The sequence below is a fragment of the Photobacterium sp. GB-210 genome (genome assembly GCF_003026075.1).
Lineage (GTDB): Bacteria > Pseudomonadota > Gammaproteobacteria > Enterobacterales > Vibrionaceae > Photobacterium.
This window is the reverse complement of the sequence record NZ_PYNU01000005.1, coordinates 1-18,319: the sequence shown is the minus strand read 5'-3', so window position 1 is coordinate 18,319 and position 18,319 is coordinate 1. Positions and strand designations below refer to the sequence as shown.

Here is an 18,319-nt window from a genome sequence, read left to right as displayed (position 1 = left end):
TCGCATGAATATTATGGCGTGTTCGCGAGTGAAATAATCACCGAACACGCCATATTCTTTGCATTAATGTAAATAAGCTTTAGATTGAGTGTTCATGTCACGATTCCCTATCTCACCCTACTCACGACCTCTCACCTAACTCAATGCAGGGCTAAACTTCGTCCACCCCATCAGTAACAAACAAGCAAAGAAAGCCCAAACTAATGCAGCCAATGATAGTGTCCAAACTAATTCATATTTATAACTAAAGTAATAAACAGCAATGAGATATGCCGCATAAGGGATTAGTGAATACAGTCCAAATAATGCAGTAACACGCAAATCTGCCATGGTGCGCTCTGTGCCAATAATATAGTGGGCAATTAAAGCAAAGGTGGGAAATAAAGGCACTAAACCAGAGATATAAAAGCTCTTACTTTTAGAAAGTAACGCAATGAGCAAAACGGCAAAAGCCCCTAACAAACACTTGAAAAATAGCGCTACCATCGATGATCTTCCTTTATCAGATCGCAGTGATCACTTATTAGATAGCAGCAATTTACCTTAAAATTCTAAACAAGAGTTAATAGAAAAATGTTACACCTTATTAACTGTTTAAATACGCTTTGCACGCAATGCTTGAGCAATACAGAACTTAGCCACAAACTTATGAAAAGGTTTAATGAACGCCATGTATAAACATCCAGATCGTGTTTTTAAATTCACCAATGTTGAAACCGCATATTCTTTTTCAGAGAGCTTCAACACGGATAACCACATATCCATATTTTTATCATAAGCTGCTGCAACTACCTCCGCTTCCGATACCGACTCAAATACAAGAAAACCAGCTTGCTTACCTGTGGCTATTTGTTCTTTCGGTAACGACATTTCCGTTGCGCCCGCTGAAAACCCCAGCCAACCCATGATCTTATTTCTTATTTTCATTGCAATAATCACAGGCTTTGGTAAATGGGCAAAAATAGCATAATACACATCAATGGCATTTAAGTGCTGTTGGCTAATATTGACCGAAAAGGAATCACGATAATATCGTCCTTTTTCATTGCCTAAGATCCCTGTTGAACTCGGAAAAGTGATTTCTTTGATCATTGTAAGCTCTCCCTAATGAATGTATCTCTACATTAGCAATGTATTCCATTTCCGGATACTTTAGATTAGTAGTGCGAGCGCACATTCCTAAATGATATTCACAATTAGCCTACATCATCGTAATTACACTTGTTCACCTTGGTCCTTTTATCCCGTCCTAACACTTAAATAAACTGTTTTTTCTTGGCAGCATGGGAATACTCTTAAGTCATATTGGATTGCTGCACCTTTTAATGAAGTATTAACTGCACCACACTTTCGTGCTGTCATGATTTACCTACACATATATTACAAGCAGGATGAATGTATAGCTCTCTCTTCATCACTCATTTCGAATTCAAACAATTAAGTTTCAGGTGGCTGAACTTTGCAAACATATTAATATACGCGTTAAATAACAGACAAACTTTAACTAAAAAACAGCCATTAATTAACTTTTCATTGGTAGTGAATAAACATTAATCTACTTTATAACACCCGCCACCTGTTACAGGTAGAAACACTTTTTTCATAAAAAGCTATAAAAACAACGCTATTGTTTTTATAAATGAATAAAACCTCAATAATGTTGAATATGATTAACAATGAAAATACTAGATTTCAAATATTAACATTCCGTTCAGCCTTTATTAAACAAACACTGTTTAATTTGTAATTTATATTTAAGTCTTATTAATAGAAAAATATCCATAATTAAAAATATAAATATCTACAAGGTTTATCAAAATGTCTCATTTAGCCATCACATCAAACACGGTATTTAAGCGTGGATCATTTTTATCCAACATGCTTTATCCAAACATCAAAGGAATGGATAAAATAAGAAAAAAATTTCGTCTCTATTGCTGGTGCGTTTTCTCACCCAAAGTTACTGATGAAGTCATGGGCTACTTCGATAACCCATTACTTCAACAATTAATCACGGTATATCCGTCATTTATTGAAAAACCACTTAAGCCATATGGCTGTGTGGCATGGGATAAAAAACAAAGAATGCAGATGTTGAAAAAACATCTTCAATTTATGCTGAACAACTTTTCTTCAAAACTTTTAAATATATACCAGCATGAAGGCCTTAAGTTATCTCAAATAACAGATAAAAATGACAACGTTTACAATATCTATCTTGATGCTGGTTACTCAAGAGAAGGATCACTGGGTCTCACGCTCACAGATAGTAACAACAAGCAATTATATTGTATTAGCTTTACCGTTAATCAAGAGCAAAGCCATTTACATATTGGTGCTTTACAAGGCCCAGACAGTGATATTGAGAACCGTCAAGAACTCATCAAAGAGTTAACAAAAGGACTATATGGCTTACGTCCTAAGGCATTAATGGTGGAATTAGCTCTCATTTTTGCTGATGCTTATCAATTAAAAAACATTACCGCTGTCAGTAATAAAGGTCACATTTATCAAGCACTCCGTTATATCGGTTCAAAACGTCATGCGGTTAGCTGTGACTATGACCAGATCTGGCAAGAATATCAGGGTGTTAAAGAAAGTAACGTAACCTATAAATTACCTTTATTACCAGAGCGAAAAGACTTGAGCACACTCAATCGTAATAAACGCAAGCTGTATAAAAACCGTTATCAGTGGCTGGATGAATTAAAACAAACATTACCGTTAGCACTTAAATCGGTAAATTAATAAAGTAAATATGAATGATAGTCGTCTTTATTACTCATGTTTCTAATCTTATTTAATTAAAAAAATTAGCGTTAAATGACCATAAACAGAAAAACCGCTCACAAGGAGCGGTCTTTATGTCGATGGGTGTGCGAACCATCAATTATTAATTATCAATTCAGGAAATTTAGCTAGATAAATAATGAGGAAATCATATATCAAACTACAATCCTCTTCAAACAGATATAACGCGCTATTTAATTGAATAATCAACTACTTTAAAAAAACGTGATCATTTTTATAAGTTCAAGGTTACGTACTAGAAAAAAGGGTGATAAATGACAGACATAGAAAAGTCGTTATGTAATCAAATAAACATTTAGTAAACTGAAGTATCTAGATTAACGTTCCGTTATCGTATCCCGTTAAACATTCTTTTGTAACAGCGTGCGGATAAGTAATAGCATTAAGCTAATACTTTAAAATTTTACAACTCCTCACTAAATTTACCACACTGGTTACATTTATAACCATGTTGATATGTAAACAAAGGGAAACCTAGCACAATAAACATTAAAAATGCTGGGCGCTTACCTTTCGTATAAGTCACTACATCATGACTACCGCAATAAGCACAATGTTCATGCTCGTTATCATAAGGTGGTATTTGTTCTTCTAACGCATCAGAAAAATCACTTTCAAGTAGCACTCTCGCTGACTCTATATCTTTTTCTTCTACCAACAAACGCACTCCCCCCATTGCATTAGAATAAAGCCATTGCGTATTGACCGTAAATTCGTCAGCAAGGCAACAGTGAATACCGGCACTTTCTAGATTGGCTTTCGCTATATGCGCTTCATGTGCAAAAGAAAATCGCTCTACAACAACCATATGTCCTCCTAACCTAGGTGTACGACACTTAATTTTCAATCTGCTATAAAAAAGCTCTGATCATTAATCAGAGCTTAATTTTACCTTTAGCAACTAAACCTAACCTGTCTGCTAATGATTTTTATTTACATCACCTAGCTTTAACCAAGTATTGATCACAGTATCCGGGTTTAGTGAAACAGAACTAATACCTTGCTCCATTAACCATTTTGCTAAATCATCATGATCTGATGGTCCTTGACCACAAATACCGACGTACTTGCCCGCTTTCGTTGCTGCATCAATCGCCATTTTCAGCATAGCTTTAACCGCAGGGTTACGCTCATCAAAGAGATGCGCAACATCACCAGAATCACGATCCAAACCTAGCGTTAACTGAGTCATGTCATTTGAACCAATGGAGAAACCGTCAAAGTACTTTAAGAAATCATCCGCTAATACGGCATTTGATGGCAGTTCACACATCATGATCACTTTCAAACCTTGATCGCCTCGGCGTAAATCATTTTTTGCCAGTAACTCAATCACAGATGCAGCTTCACTCGGCGTACGTACAAACGGGATCATAATTTCAACGTTCTTTAACCCCATTTCATTACGAACACGTTTCATCGCTTGTGTTTCAAGTTCAAAGCAATCTTCAAATACTGGTGATATATAACGAGAAGCACCACGGAAACCCAACATAGGGTTTTCTTCATGGGGTTCAAATTCTTTACCACCAATTAAGTTACTGTACTCATTCGATTTGAAATCAGACATACGAACAATCACACGCTTAGGCCAGAACGCTGCAGCAATGGTAGAAATGCCTTCGGTTAACTTGCTAACATAAAAATCAATAGGATCGTTATAGCCCTTAATTTTCTCTCGAATTTGCGCTTTTAACTCGTCACTTTGTGCATCAAAGTTCAATAATGCTTTCGGGTGAATACCAATCATTTTATTGATGATAAATTCTAAACGCGCTAAACCTACGCCTTCATTCGGTAATTGTGCAAAATCAAACGCACGCTCTGGATTACCGACGTTCATCATCACTTTAGTTGGTAATATTGGTAATTCATCTACCTCAGAGCGTCGAACTTCATAGTTCAATTCGCCTTGGTAAACATAACCTGTTTCACCTTCGGCACATGAAGCGGTAATAACAGCACCATCTGTTAATACTTCTGTAGCGTTACCACAACCCACAATCGCAGGGATGCCTAATTCACGAGCGATAATGGCAGCATGGCAAGTACGACCGCCACGGTTAGTAATAATCGCAGAAGCACGTTTCATCACAGGTTCCCAGTCAGGATCTGTCATATCTGTTACGAGTACATCACCTTCTTGTACCAGTGACATTTGATCAAGCGAATCAACCAGGCGTACTTTACCGCTACCAATACGTTGACCAATCGCGCGACCTTCTAATAACACATCTGCTTTATTGTTCAGCTCATAGCGTTCAATTACGTTTTGAGATCCTTGCGAACACACTGTTTCTGGACGTGCTTGAACAATGTACAGCTTGCCATCAATACCATCTTTCGCCCATTCAATGTCCATTGGACGTTGATAGTGCTTTTCAATGATCATTGCTTGTTTAGCAAGCTCTTTAATCTCTTCATCATTAATCGAGAACTGATATTGTTCTTCATCTGTGGTATCAACAATGTCTACTTGTTTACCAATTTCTTGATTATCAGAGTAGATCATCTTGATGAGTTTTGAACCAAAGTTCTTTCTTACTATTGGTGCATGCCCAGCTTCTAACATTGGTTTATGAACATAAAATTCATCAGGGTTAACTGCCCCCTGAACCACCATTTCACCTAAACCCCAAGAAGAGGTAATAAACACCACTTGATCAAAGCCTGATTCAGTATCAAGCGTAAACATCACCCCTGACGCTGCTTTATCAGAGCGCACCATGCGCTGAATACCTGCAGACAGTGCAATACCCTTATGATCAAAACCTTGGTGAACGCGATAAGAAATGGCGCGATCATTAAATAGCGAGGCATAAACGTGTTTCGTTGCCTCTAAAACGGCATCAACACCTTTTACATTAAGAAATGTTTCTTGTTGACCCGCAAAGGAAGCATCAGGTAAATCTTCAGCAGTTGCAGACGATCGAACCGCAACGGAAAGTGCTTGGTTACCATCAATCAATTCAAGGTAATCACGACGGATACTCTGTTCTAATTCAACAGGAAATGGCGCAGCTAAAATCCAGTTACGGATTGTCGCCCCAGTGCGCTGAAGTGCTTCAACATCATTAACATCAAGAGCGCCAAGCAAATCGTAAATACGATTATTTAGCCCTTCATACTCTAAAAACTCATGGAATGCGTAAGAGGTAGTCGCGAATCCGTTAGGAACAGACACTCCCGCATTTGAAAGGTTTGATACCATTTCACCAAGCGAGGCATTTTTTCCGCCAACTTGGTTCACATCATTCATTGATAAAGTGTTGAACCAAAGGGTGTACTTTTGCATGTGTATCTCCGAAATAATTCAGCTACCAATTAAAAGCAATCGTTTGCGTTGCTGCGTAAAAAAAACCACTTTTTCGTCAGGTTGTGGCATTAGTTACAGAACGTACGACGACTTTTCTATACTTTATTCACATCTTATCTCAAAAATAAATCCTTATTTGAACTTATTATGCATCACAAAATTGAAACTCGTGACGTGTTCTACATTTCTGATGGAACTGCCATAACATGTCAAACCGTTGGTCATGCTGTCCTGGCGCAGTTTCCATTAAAAGTCAATGAGCAGACTTTTCCTTTTACTGAAAATGGGCACAAGGTCGCTGAAGTGGTAAAAGAGATAGAGCGATCTTTTTTAGCGACGGGAGAAAAGCCTTTAGTTTTCTTCTCTATGGTCGTACCTGAAATTAAACAACAGCTATTGTCAGCCAATGCACTGTTCTACGATGTATTACAAACCATGGTTAATTTTGTTGCCGACGATCTACAGCTAGAGCCCAAGCCACAATTGCAACGCTCACACAGTGTTGGTAAGGATCAAGACGGTTATTTTGATCGAATAGCGGCTATCGAATACACCCTTTCCCACGATGACGGTATTTCTCTTCGTGGTTTAGAGGAAGCTGATTTGATATTACTTGGCGTATCACGCAGTGGGAAAACGCCCACCAGCCTTTATATGGCAATGCAATTTGGTTTAAGAGTGGTGAACTACCCATTTATTGCCGAAGATCTTGCCAAACTTCGTTTACTGCCTGAATTTGAAATACATAGACATAAGCTTTTTGGCCTAACTATAGATCCAGAAAGATTGACAGAAATCCGCAACAACCGTCTCGCCAATAGTGATTATGCCAGTGAAAGCCAATGTGAGTCTGAACTGTTCAGTGTAGAGAGTTTATTTCGCAGAGAAGCGATCCCCTATATCAATACATCCAGCATGTCCGTCGAAGAGATCTCAACCAGAATATTAGAAAGAACAGGATTAAAACGCCGTCTGTTTTAGCCCTTCATTGAAGGCAAAGAAAATAAAGCTCTGAATACATACACGTGAACAGAGCTCTTATTTATTCAATTACAACGCGTTAGGTGAGATTTTCATTGAGAGTAATATGCATTAATAACAGTTACTTGCAAATATCCCACTCTCTAATACATCAAAAAATCACTTTTTAAAATAGGTTGAAGGCTCAGGTAAAACAGGTGGTGTGCTATCCATATATGTTAAAAAATGCATCCAAATATCATGCGTTCTTTCTTTGGTTAATTGAGTTTTACAATCCAATGCCATGACATTACGAATAGTTCCCTCACGCCATTGGGTGTAAACCGCATTACATTGCGCTTTCATATACACTTCCCAATCTTTTTGCGCTTGCTCTATCGCCTTCACTAACTCGGGATCTTTTTTATTGTGCTCAACGCTGGCAGCTAAATATTTGGACAATTCATCTTGTGCAGAGGCTAGCGTTAACGAGGCACAATCATTAATTTCCAACGTGTTACGTGGGTTATCGCAATCTAATACTTTTTTGGCTGCAAAAGATGGGAACGACAAACAAACAAATATAATTAGCCAGTACTTTTTCATCGATAAGCCTCATTTAAATATAAGCAACAAGTGTTAACAAAGAGATTAGCTCAATTATAGCGTTATGAATCTACTCTTCCCGAAAATACATCTAGCAACGGGCCCCTTCTGGCACAATTATGGGTAAATCTGTACAACCGAAATCAACCCCAAACTGACTCAATAGACAGGTCATTTGACCGCGATGATGCGTTTGGTGATTAAAAATATGCTGACAAAACTCACCAACATAACGTTCAATGATCTGACCATCTGTTGTTGTATATCTCACGATTTCATTACAGGTTGCTGCGGTAAATCCCTTTGTTATATCAATATACACAGCATCAACTAACGAACGTAATTGTGATAGTTCGTCCATTGTTGTTACGAATGTATCATTAATCCTTTTCGCTACAGGTAACTGCTCTAGGATTTCCGAATTAACCTCAACAATATTATTAGCAATTAAACGTCGCAGCATAATTAAGTCGCCAAACAGAATATGATTCCAATGCGCCATTACAGTTGGAAAAAATGCATTGGTATTTTGAAACAGTTGTTCATCTGTAAGCTGTTTACATGCATTTAAAAGCTGATTATTCATCCGCTGATTGTATATTGCCAACATTCTAAAATTTGAGGATAAATCCATTTTTGCCTCTTATTATCATGACTTATTTATTAAAAAGTACCACTCAGAAAATTAAGCTACTGATATGTGATTTTGTTATAACACTTTTACCAAAAAGTACGTTTTATGCCCTTTGGGCGAATCATCAATTTCGCCATAGACTTTAAATCCCAGCTTTTCATAAAACGGTTTTGCTTGAAAATCTAACGTCTCAGTACGTATTTGTGTTAATTGTTTTTCTTTCGCTAACGCCACTAATTGTTCGATAAGTTGAGAGCCTACACCATGCCCACGCGTTTCTTCCGACAACCAAAGCAACTCCAATACGCAATAACTCCACACCACACTTGCTTGCAGCCCACCGACATATTCACCTTGATCATTCTGCGCCATAATCGCAAAACGTAAACCTGATTCAAACTCTCCATCACTCGGTAAATACGTTGCGTTAAAAGCGCTGATACCATCACTTATCACTTGTAATTGATGCTCAGAGGGTTGAACAGATACTTCAATTTTCAATGTTTGCTCCAATGACGATAAAGAAAATATTAACGCGAAGAAATTAGCATGAAAATTATCTTAATGCTTTGGGTTATCGGCTATTCTGCGACGTCAGTTAGCATCATTAATAACAAGTAAAAACACGATTTCAGTGTAATCAGTTATTAAAAAAGAAATCGCTAATAAAAAAGCACTCAATTGAGTGCTTTTTTAATTAATGGGTTTGTTTTGCCTTAACTATCTTTTCCGCTAATTCGGCAAACCCATATCCCCCATTTTCTGTCGTAATAAATTGGGGATGATGAATTAACTTAGGTAATAATGCGCGGATATTATTAACCCCAAACGTTAATGGCAGCCATGCAAACATACCTTCATCATTTAAAGAATCGCCGACATAACTGACTTCAGTTAGATCACGGTTTTCATCTGGTGCAAATTGCGTTAAGTAAGCTTCACTCGTTTGCTGTTTACTATGATTACCGACCCAAGCATTAATATGAATTGAGCTTTGTGTTGCATGAACTCTCTGCCCTTCAATATCAAGATGCTTTATCTTTTCAAGAATGTTTTTCGTCACATTCGAAGGTAACGACAGTCTATCTTGTGCAATATTGACGGCAACATCACAAAATCGAAAAGGTTGATCAAGGCTCAAACTTACATCTGGATAATCCAGTAACAGACTCTCAATCGCATGGTTCAGTGCTTGTTGTTCTCTTTTCATCATCTCAGCGTTACGAATATAGTGTGTCGTAAAACCTTGCTGATCTTTACGCATCCAAAACGCGCCATTTTCACCAATGACACCATGTAAAGGCCATAACTTTGCCATTTGATCGCACCAACCGGCACAGGCACCCGTTACAGCAATAACGTTAACACCAACGGCTTCAAGCTTACTTAATGCTTGTAACGTCTCGGGCGGTAACTTACCTTCCCACGTTAACGTATCATCGACATCTGTCAGTAACCATTTCAGCTTTTTCAACTGAAGAACATCAACTTTGTCCAATGACTCAACCATTCACCACTCCAAGAATCACTTCTTCATTTTGTTTGAAGTGATCATAAGGTATGCGCTTTGAAGTGTCACAATCAAATAAGTGGATATTTTCAGGTTTAATATTTACACCTAAGCTATCGCCCATTTTAATTGGGCTATGCCCTTCTACTCGTAAAACGAGCTGTTGCGATTGGGGCTCTTGTGTCTGGCAGTAAAGCAATAAGTCAGCCCCTAATGCTTCAATAAACTCGACTTCAACGTTAAACCAAGGCTGCTCATTATCGATTTGTAGATGTTCTGGACGCAGCCCAAGCTTCACTTTCTTTTGCTCTAAAGAATTTGCTGATAGTGATTTTACACGGCCATTTAGCTCAATACCTTGAGACGTCATATTCGCATCAAGAATGTTCATTGAAGGAGATCCAATAAATGTCGCAACGAACAAGGAGGCTGGGTTGTCATAAATTTCTATCGGTGTCCCCACTTGCTCGACGTTACCTTTGTTCAACACCACTAACTTATCAGCTAGTGTCATAGCTTCTACCTGATCATGCGTAACGTACACAGATGTCGTACCAAGGCGACGTTGTAGCTTTTTTATTTCAAGGCGCATTTGAACACGTAACTTAGCGTCGAGATTTGATAATGGCTCATCAAAAAGGAACACTTTAGGGTGCCTTACAATAGCCCGACCCATAGCAACACGCTGACGTTGACCACCCGATAATTGATTGGGTTTGCGATCCAATAAATGATCAAGCTCTAACATGGTCGCCGCTTCATTGACTAATCGTTCAATCTCGTGTTTTGGCGTTTTACGGTTACGTAAACCATAAGCCATGTTATTAAATACCGTCATATGGGGATATAAGGCATAGTTTTGAAAAACCATCGCAATATCACGCTCACCCGGTTCGAGATCGTTGACCCGTGTCGTATCTATGCTTAAATCACCTGATGATATTTCTTCAAGCCCTGCAATCATTCGAAGCAATGTTGATTTACCACAACCACTTGGACCAACTAATACCACCATTTCACCATCTGAAATATCAAGGTTCAGTTCATGAATTGCTTTAAAACCATTAGGGTAAGATTTCGCAATTTTATTAAGCGTTAAAGTAGACATTTATTTCTCCGAATCAACTAGGCCTTTAACAAAGGCTTTTTGCATTGCTATAACAACAATGACTGGTGGTAGCATTGCGATAATCGTGGTTGCCATAATTTTGTTCCATTCAATGACGCCATCAACCACGCCCGTCATTTGCTTGATCGCCATGACGATAGTGAAATAATGGGTATCAGTCGTGATCAATAACGGCCATAAATATTGGTTCCAACCGTAGATAAAAGTGATCACAAATAAGGCTGCGATATTGGTGCGTGATAATGGTAATAAAATATCGAAAAAGAATTTTATGGGACCTGCACCATCAATACGTGCGGCTTCAACGAGTTCATTGGGAATCGTTAAAAAGAACTGCCTAAATAAGAACGTAGCCGTTGCACTGGCAATTAATGGAATGGTTAACCCTGAAAATGAATTTAACATCCCCAAATTACTGATCACCTCAAAAGTCGGCATAATACGCACTTCAACAGGCAACATCAGGGTGAAAAAGATCAACCAAAAAGCAATCATCCTGCCGCGAAAACGGAAGAAAACCACCGCATAAGCAGACATAATAGAGATTGTTAATTTACCCACAGTGATACACAGCGCCATAATAAACGAGTTAAGTAATAGCCCATTTATGGATAAAGACTTATCACTAAAAGCCGTATGCCCACTGAGTAAATCTCTAAAAACACTAAGTCCAAGATCACCAAACCATAATGGAGTACTTGTCGCGAAATCATGATTCTCGTGTGTCGTTGCCACGATTGCTAACCATACTGGTAACGCGATAGAGATCACGCCAAGTATCAACAATAGATGACAACAAAAATTAAAAAGAGGTCTTCTTTCTACCATTAGTACGCTACCTTCTTTTCAACATACTTAAATTGAATAACAGTTAATAAAGCAACCAATATCATTAGGATCACTGACTGAGCCGCAGAGCCACCTAAATCTAATCCGATGAAGCCATCATTAAATACCTTGTAAACCAAGATCGAGGTGCTATTACTTGGCCCGCCTTGTGTCATCGCATGAATAATCGCGAAGGTATCAAAAAAGGCGTACACAAAATTGACGACTAATAGGAAAAAGCTCGTTGGGGAGATCAGTGGGAAACTGATCGTTAAGAAACGCTTAATCGGGCCACTGCCATCGATAGCTGCGGCTTCGTGTAATGATTTAGGAACTGATTGCAGTGCCGCTAAGAAGAACAGAAAGTTATAACTGATTTGCTTCCAAGTCGAAGTAATGATCACCATCCACATCGCATGGCTGCCATTGAGTTTAGGGTTCCAATCTACGCCCAAGAAATGCAGCATATCGGTAAACACACCAATCGTTGGATCAAATAAAAATAGCCACAATGAACCAGCAACAGCCGGTGCTACAGCGTAAGGCCAAATTAAGAATGTTCGATAAGCTAATGAACCACGGATAATTTGCTCAGCTAATGCCGATAATATTAACGCACAAACTAATGCTAATACGGCAACACTAATACTGAACTGGAGCGTCGTAAAAAAAGCATCTAAATAATTAGGATCATGAAACAGGTTCATGAAGTTTTCGAAACCAACAAATTCTTGGCTCATACCAAAAGCATCTTCAAGTAGAGATGATTGATAAATCGCTTGTCCTGCCGGCCAAATAAAGAACACAAACGTGATCAGAAGTTGGGGCGCAATAAGGAAAAACGGAAGCCATTTGTTTTTAAATACAACAGGGGATGACATACAAATACCAAAATAATACAGGCAAGGTGTATATCCCCCGCCAAAATTAGCGGGGGATAAAACTTAATCAAAGAGTTAAATTATGATTTTTGTGTTCTTTCAAAGCGACGAAGCTGCGCGTCACCTCGGCTTTTCGCATTATCTAACGCTTCTTTTGCCGAAATTTTACCCGCCCATACGGCTTCAAGTTCTTCATTAATGATGTCGCGTGTTTGTAAGAAGTTACCGAAGCGTAAGCCTTTTGAATTAACCGTAGGTGTTGTCGATGTCATTTGCTTAACAGCAACATCTGTCCCAGGGTGAGTTTTGTAAAAGCCTTGCTGTTTGGTGAGTTCGTACGCTTTTTCTGTGATTGGCAAGTAGCCCGAGAATTGGTGCCAATCAGCTTGAACCGCTGGGCTTGAAAGGTAGGTAAAGAACTTAGCAACGCCTTTGTATTCTTCTTTTGAGTGTCCACGAAGTACCCATAACGATGCACCACCAATAATGGTATTTTGTGGTTTTGTCACTAATTCATCATCATAAGGTAATTGTGCAACACCGACATCTATCCCTTTCATATTCTCTTGAATACCAGCCAGACCCGCAGATGAGCCCATTGTCATTGCACACTCACCCGTATAGAAAAGCGGCATACCATCAGACTGACGTCCACCATATTTGAACAAACCTTCTTTCGCCCACTTACCCATTTGCTCAACGTGTTTAACGAAAGGCGCATTGTTAAAGGTAAATGTGGTATCTACACCATCAAAGCCATTGTTGTTGGTTGCCATAGCAACATTATTTCTGGCACCGAAGTTTTCGATTTGCGTCCAAGACTGCCATGTTGTACTAAAGCCACATTTGGCACCTGAAGCAATCAGCTTGCGAGAATCTTCTTCTACTTCTTTCCATGTTTTCGGTGGGTTAGTAATCCCTGCTTTAGCAAACATCTCTTTGTTGTAATAAAGCACTGGGGTTGAACTATTAAATGGCATCGATAGCATTTTGCCATCGTTAGTTGTGTAATAACCTGTTACGGCTGATAAATAATCGTTTTTGTTAAAAGGTTCTTTGGTATCCGCCATCAATTCATATACAGGATAAATCGCTTTCTTAGCTCCCATCATAGTGGCAGTACCCACTTCGAAAACTTGTACAATAGCAGGCTGCTCTTTCGCTCTAAATGCAGCAATTGCACCTGTCATCGTTTCGGCATAAGTACCTTTATAAACAGGTTTGATCTCGTATTCAGATTGGCTGGCATTAAAGTTGTCGGCAATTTCATTCACCTTTGTACCTAACGCCCCACCCATAGCATGCCACCATTCAATTTCGGTCTTTGCTTGCACTTGTGTACTCATTAGCGCCGCTGCAACGGCAAGTCCTGCAATATGTTTAAAAGCCATTTTTATTCCTTGGAAACCATTTTTAACAAAAGCTGACGATTTAGCGGATGTTCACTTCTTGTGTTCCAACCACTCGTTTATTTTCAAGTGAACATTAGAAGCAAAAAGTGACATCTCGGTTACAATTGCATGAAGTAAATAAGATTAAGACTTTCAAAGCAGATGTAATAAAATTTTCATCAAACACATGGATAGTTCATTTGAAAATAACTGAAGATGGAAAAGAAAATGAAAATTACAGCTCACCGTGGTTTTTCTAGCTTAGCCCCTGAAAATACCCTTGCAGCGATGAAAGAAGCGATTAACTATGGCTGTGAGTGGATTGAAATTGACGTCCAACTAAGTGCTGATCACATTCCTATGGTGATACACGACAAGACAGTAAACCGTTGCAGTAACGGCAAAGGGGAAGTGAGAAACTTGTCAAAAATAGAACTAAAACAGCTAGATGCTGGCTCTTGGTTTTGCGATGATTTTAGTGATGAAACCATACCAACATTAGAAGAAGTATTACAGCTAACAAGTGAAGCTAAGGTCGCGTTAAATATAGAATTAAAAATTCACGCAGGAGACGATATTCATTTGCTATGTGAAAAAGTTGCTGAAGTGATTAATAAGCTAAATATTGAACCTGAGTTAATGCTTTTCTCTAGTTTTGACCAATCAGCACTATTAACCATAAAGCAACACCTTCCTCACGTAAGAAGAGGTCAATTGTGGGAAACGATCCCAAGCAATCACGCCGATGTTTTAAGCGAGCTAGACGCTTTTAGTGTTCATTGTGATTATCGTTATTTAACAGAAGAAAAGGCAAAAGCAGTCAAACGTTTAAGTTATCAGCTTTACTGTTACACCCCGAACCAACCGGAACTTGTTGAAGAGCACTGGCTATGGGGAGTTGATATGATGATCACCGATACGCCACACCGTTACCTAGCAGCAAAATAATCAAATAAAGGATGGCAACATATTTCATGGATGATTTAAGTACCCGTCAACAACAAATAATGACGTTAATACATAAGCAAGAATATTGCTCAATTGAAGAATTAGCGCAACAGTTTGAAATAACGCCCCAGACAATCAGACGCGACATTAACTTACTTTGCCAACAAGGGATCGCTATGCGTCACCATGGTGGCGTTGGCCTTCCTGTTACATTGAGCAATCGAAGTTATGATGCCAGACAAATCACTAATAAAGACGAAAAACAAGAAATAGCAAGAAATGTCGCTAAAGCCATTCCCAATGGGTGTACATTATTTTTAGGCATCGGAACCACCATTGCCTGTATCGCTGAGCAATTAGTCAACCACCGAGAATTACGAGTAGTGACGAATAATTTTCAAGCCGCGCATACGCTCTCGAAGTTCGAAAATATAGAAACGTGGATACCCAGTGGTAAAATAAGAGCGAACGGTGGTGATATTGTCGACGACACAGTACTCAATTACTTTAGTCAATTTGCAGCAGACATCGGTATTATTGGCTGTGCGGGTATCTGTGAATTACCTTACGCTTCACCTCAAACCAGCTATTCGACAGAGAAAAAGCAAGCTGTTGCGATGGAACATGAGCTAAGAGAAAGCAGAGTGAGTCAGGCCATTTTAGACAATTCGCAACAAACCTGGTTAGTCGCCAATCATACAAAATGGCAACGTAAAGCCAGTACAAAAGTTGCGCCTCTTTGCCAGTTTGATCGTGTATTCACTAACAGTAGAAAAGATAACCAGCTATCATAATGACGTTTCTAAACATCATTTAACAACGGGTTGGTTTAATTTCCATATTTGCCAACTACCGTTATCATGAGGAAGCACTTTGCTTTCTTACCACTTAACATCAACATTGCCTCTTTTAGTAATAAAAGAAACGGCGGTGATAATAATTATTTTCCCCTCTCGACCAAATCTTTAATTTTGGATGCTTTTTCAAAATGATCGAGTTGATGCGTTTTAATCCACCACTTAGTCGCTTCCATTAACAAGTCAGGATCGTCATTTTTGTTTTTGAAAAAAGCGTAAAAAGACACACCTACATTTTCACCTTTACTGGCTATTTTCTTATTGCACACATCGATAATTTTATTTCTTAGTGTTGTTCTCATTACTTCTCTTCATATTTTATATATGTGACAGTTCGATCATAATATATGAACCATACACAGTTTGATTTATCATCGAGGGTAAGTTTTTTCAACTGAACGAAAAAATAGTTACTTTATTTTCCTTTAAACATAAATAAAAATTACAATTCATGGAATAAGCCGAAATAATAAGCAGGAATAGATAGCCCTATAAATAAAAAGCCCAAACCAACGCCATTACTATTTGCTATACGAGCATTTTTTTCATCACCTTTTTGGTATAACACATCAGTATATTGGCCAATAGGTATGACTTTAGAATGAAATGATGTTTTTGATTTTACACTGTAGGTCTGTTTATTAACTGTAACTTCAAAATAAGGGCGATACATCTTTCTTTTAAGATTATCATTATCTTTTGAAAAATATTCATCATAGCTAATTATTTTACCTTGAGTCTTAATCGCATTTTTATTAAAGCGCCGATAGTCATAGCATATATAAACGCCTAAAACACTAAATAGAATTGCAGCAAAGAGAGGAACAATATTCATAATTATGCCTTAAATTATCAATTACTTGAGGGTTTCGAACAAACTAGATAGTCAAAGCCATTCTCAACGAGAGACGCTTCCATAATAGAAATAACTTGCCGACTCGTTTTTTTACACATCACATCCGAATAATTGATCTTGTTTAGAATTAGCGAAGATATATGCTCAATCTCGTATTCAAACCCACCACCGCTAACAACCGCTGTAATTTGTGTTTGCTCACCTTTAAACGATATGTCGATTGTCTTTGGGTTCCACCATTTATTATGAATAACGATTTCTAGTTCAGGCCCTCGAATGATGGCTTCTCGTTTGAGATCACGCGTGATCGATGCGCAAATTTCACCTTTTATCTGGCCATCAAATTTAAACACAACATTTTCATCGACTTCGCTTTGGCTATTATCATTAACGTACTCGACAGTGGGTTTCTCTATAGGAGTATTTGTTAATCGACACAAATCAGCGTAAAACCAGAGACCGTATACACCGACATCTAAAGTCGCCCCGCCACATAACGTTGGATTAAATAAGTGCCAATCACTATCGAACTCATGCCAATTACCAAATGAAGCTTCTATCGCGTTAATTTCTACCTTGTTTTCTTTTATAAACTGCTTCATTGCTTGATAAGCGGGAAATGCGACTGTTTTCATTGCTTCAGCTAACAGTAACCCTTTTTCTTCAGCAAGCGTCGACATCGCATCCCAATCTTGTAAGTTAGTGAATGCTGGTTTCTCTACAAGAACATGCTTTCCTTTATTTAGAAATAATTCAACCAAGCCTTTATGAAATGGGTGAATAGTCGCGATATAGACAATATCTACATTAGCGTCGTTTGCGAGTTCTGTGTAGGAACCATAACTTCTTTGGCAACCATATTGATTTGAAAAGCTATCAGCTCGCTGTTTATCTCGTGCCGCAACAGCATAGAGTTCAGCATTGTCGACTTGCATAGTCAGATCTGAAACAAAGCGATGTGCAATTTTACCCAGTCCTGCAATTCCCCAGCGTGCTTTCTGATTATTCAACTTATTATCCTTTAATGTTTGCTTTCTAGTCTTGTCCGCGCTTGGTGACCAAGATACCCGTAAGGATACACAAAATACCCAATAAAAGGGCAAGTTCTACACCGTTACTGATAGCATCCCAAACAACTCCCGTCAGCAACTGACCAACTATAACAAGTATTACTGTCAGCGTTGCGCCAACTTTTGATAACACATAACTATTAAGAGCGACAAACAAAGCCCCCATCACACCGCCAAGTTAATCTAATATTGGAACAATATCGACTACCCTAATGCACATTTATGCCAGCAAAATTGAAAGTATCTCTTGATTATTTAGAACAAAAATTGAGTGATAAGAGCCAGATTTGGTAATGGTATTCACTCTAACTACAGAAGAGATAATGATGAGTGAGCCGAATAGCTAACTCATTTATGTCGAGTAGACGACACTTGTTACCAAGTGCCGTCCCTCTAAGAACCGTACGTGCAACTTTCACTGCATACGGCTCAAGCCTCCACTAAGGCACCGATTGGCACCCAGCAACTTACAAAGCAGCGAGAGCAGGTTCATGCCAAGAGTTGCGGCATTGCTTCTTTGAT

Annotated in this window: 20 protein-coding genes; 4 read left to right on the top strand and 16 right to left on the bottom strand. The window is 38.6% G+C overall.

Features of this window, described 5'->3' with window-relative positions:
* Positions 1-135: 135 nt before the first annotated feature.
* Both C9J38_RS09260 and C9J38_RS09255 read right to left on the bottom strand, forming a co-directional pair.
* Entirely contained in the window at positions 136-486 is a 351-nt protein-coding gene (locus tag C9J38_RS09260) for a GlpM family protein (protein ID WP_107206825.1), read from the bottom strand.
* A 108-nt stretch (positions 487-594) separates the two neighbouring features.
* Positions 595-1,092, bottom strand: coding sequence for a DUF2867 domain-containing protein (locus tag C9J38_RS09255; protein WP_107206824.1), 498 nt, complete (start codon positions 1,090-1,092; stop codon positions 595-597).
* A gap of 726 nt (positions 1,093-1,818) precedes the next feature.
* Between C9J38_RS09255 and C9J38_RS09250 the strand changes: the two genes are divergently transcribed.
* Entirely contained in the window at positions 1,819-2,748 is a 930-nt protein-coding gene (locus C9J38_RS09250) for a VirK/YbjX family protein (RefSeq protein ID WP_107206823.1), read from the top strand.
* A gap of 466 nt (positions 2,749-3,214) precedes the next feature.
* On the opposite strand, the gene C9J38_RS09245 is transcribed toward C9J38_RS09250, so the two are convergent.
* Both C9J38_RS09245 and ppsA read right to left on the bottom strand, forming a co-directional pair.
* A complete protein-coding gene (locus C9J38_RS09245) occupies positions 3,215-3,619 on the bottom strand; it encodes a DUF2007 domain-containing protein (RefSeq protein ID WP_107206822.1) in 405 nt (134 codons plus the stop codon).
* 111 nt (positions 3,620-3,730) lie between these two features.
* Positions 3,731-6,106, bottom strand: coding sequence for a phosphoenolpyruvate synthase (ppsA, locus tag C9J38_RS09240; RefSeq protein ID WP_107206821.1), 2,376 nt, complete (start codon positions 6,104-6,106; stop codon positions 3,731-3,733).
* 168 nt (positions 6,107-6,274) lie between these two features.
* Here ppsA and C9J38_RS09235 point away from each other — a divergent pair, with 168 nt between their 5' ends.
* The gene (locus C9J38_RS09235) at positions 6,275-7,108 is read left to right on the top strand and encodes a pyruvate, water dikinase regulatory protein (RefSeq protein ID WP_107206820.1); all 834 of its coding nucleotides are present in this window, start codon (positions 6,275-6,277) and stop codon (positions 7,106-7,108) included.
* A gap of 159 nt (positions 7,109-7,267) precedes the next feature.
* Here C9J38_RS09235 and C9J38_RS09230 read toward each other — a convergent pair whose 3' ends face one another.
* The 8 genes from C9J38_RS09230 to ugpB form a co-directional block, all read right to left on the bottom strand.
* The gene (locus C9J38_RS09230) at positions 7,268-7,693 is read right to left on the bottom strand and encodes a lysozyme inhibitor LprI family protein (RefSeq protein WP_107206819.1); all 426 of its coding nucleotides are present in this window, start codon (positions 7,691-7,693) and stop codon (positions 7,268-7,270) included.
* A gap of 91 nt (positions 7,694-7,784) precedes the next feature.
* Entirely contained in the window at positions 7,785-8,327 is a 543-nt protein-coding gene (locus C9J38_RS09225) for a DinB family protein (protein WP_107206818.1), read from the bottom strand.
* Between the two features lie 75 nt (positions 8,328-8,402).
* Positions 8,403-8,828 (bottom strand): N-acetyltransferase, encoded by a 426-nt coding sequence (locus C9J38_RS09220; protein ID WP_107206817.1) that lies wholly within the window; start codon positions 8,826-8,828, stop codon positions 8,403-8,405.
* A gap of 196 nt (positions 8,829-9,024) precedes the next feature.
* Positions 9,025-9,837: an HAD-IIB family hydrolase gene (locus tag C9J38_RS09215; RefSeq protein ID WP_107206816.1), complete on the bottom strand. Its 813-nt coding sequence runs from the start codon at positions 9,835-9,837 to the stop codon at positions 9,025-9,027.
* Positions 9,830-10,945: a sn-glycerol-3-phosphate import ATP-binding protein UgpC gene (locus tag C9J38_RS09210; RefSeq protein WP_107206815.1), complete on the bottom strand. Its 1,116-nt coding sequence runs from the start codon at positions 10,943-10,945 to the stop codon at positions 9,830-9,832. The genes C9J38_RS09215 and C9J38_RS09210 overlap by 8 nt, the downstream gene beginning before the upstream one ends.
* On the bottom strand, positions 10,946-11,794 hold the full coding sequence (ugpE, locus tag C9J38_RS09205) for a sn-glycerol-3-phosphate ABC transporter permease UgpE (RefSeq protein WP_107206814.1): 849 nt from the start codon (positions 11,792-11,794) through the stop codon (positions 10,946-10,948).
* On the bottom strand, positions 11,794-12,675 hold the full coding sequence (gene ugpA / locus C9J38_RS09200) for a sn-glycerol-3-phosphate ABC transporter permease UgpA (protein WP_107206813.1): 882 nt from the start codon (positions 12,673-12,675) through the stop codon (positions 11,794-11,796). Before ugpA ends, ugpE begins: the two co-directional genes overlap by 1 nt.
* A gap of 80 nt (positions 12,676-12,755) precedes the next feature.
* Complete coding sequence (gene ugpB, locus C9J38_RS09195; protein WP_107206812.1) at positions 12,756-14,066, bottom strand: sn-glycerol-3-phosphate ABC transporter substrate-binding protein UgpB; 1,311 nt, start codon at positions 14,064-14,066, stop codon at positions 12,756-12,758.
* 228 nt (positions 14,067-14,294) lie between these two features.
* Here ugpB and C9J38_RS09190 point away from each other — a divergent pair, with 228 nt between their 5' ends.
* A complete protein-coding gene (locus C9J38_RS09190) occupies positions 14,295-15,014 on the top strand; it encodes a glycerophosphoryl diester phosphodiesterase (RefSeq protein ID WP_107206811.1) in 720 nt (239 codons plus the stop codon).
* 26 nt (positions 15,015-15,040) lie between these two features.
* On the top strand, positions 15,041-15,808 hold the full coding sequence (locus C9J38_RS09185; protein ID WP_107206810.1) for a DeoR/GlpR family DNA-binding transcription regulator: 768 nt from the start codon (positions 15,041-15,043) through the stop codon (positions 15,806-15,808).
* A gap of 146 nt (positions 15,809-15,954) precedes the next feature.
* Here the strand turns inward: C9J38_RS09185 and C9J38_RS09180 are convergent, their stop codons facing one another.
* The 4 genes from C9J38_RS09180 to C9J38_RS09165 form a co-directional block, all read right to left on the bottom strand.
* On the bottom strand, positions 15,955-16,173 hold the full coding sequence (locus C9J38_RS09180) for a DUF6500 family protein (protein ID WP_107206809.1): 219 nt from the start codon (positions 16,171-16,173) through the stop codon (positions 15,955-15,957).
* 140 nt (positions 16,174-16,313) lie between these two features.
* Entirely contained in the window at positions 16,314-16,706 is a 393-nt protein-coding gene (locus C9J38_RS09175; protein ID WP_107206808.1) for a DUF3592 domain-containing protein, read from the bottom strand.
* Between the two features lie 17 nt (positions 16,707-16,723).
* A complete protein-coding gene (locus C9J38_RS09170) occupies positions 16,724-17,737 on the bottom strand; it encodes a Gfo/Idh/MocA family protein (RefSeq protein WP_107206807.1) in 1,014 nt (337 codons plus the stop codon).
* A gap of 25 nt (positions 17,738-17,762) precedes the next feature.
* Complete coding sequence (locus tag C9J38_RS09165; protein WP_233218488.1) at positions 17,763-17,963, bottom strand: DMT family transporter; 201 nt, start codon at positions 17,961-17,963, stop codon at positions 17,763-17,765.
* Positions 17,964-18,319 lie beyond the last annotated feature (356 nt).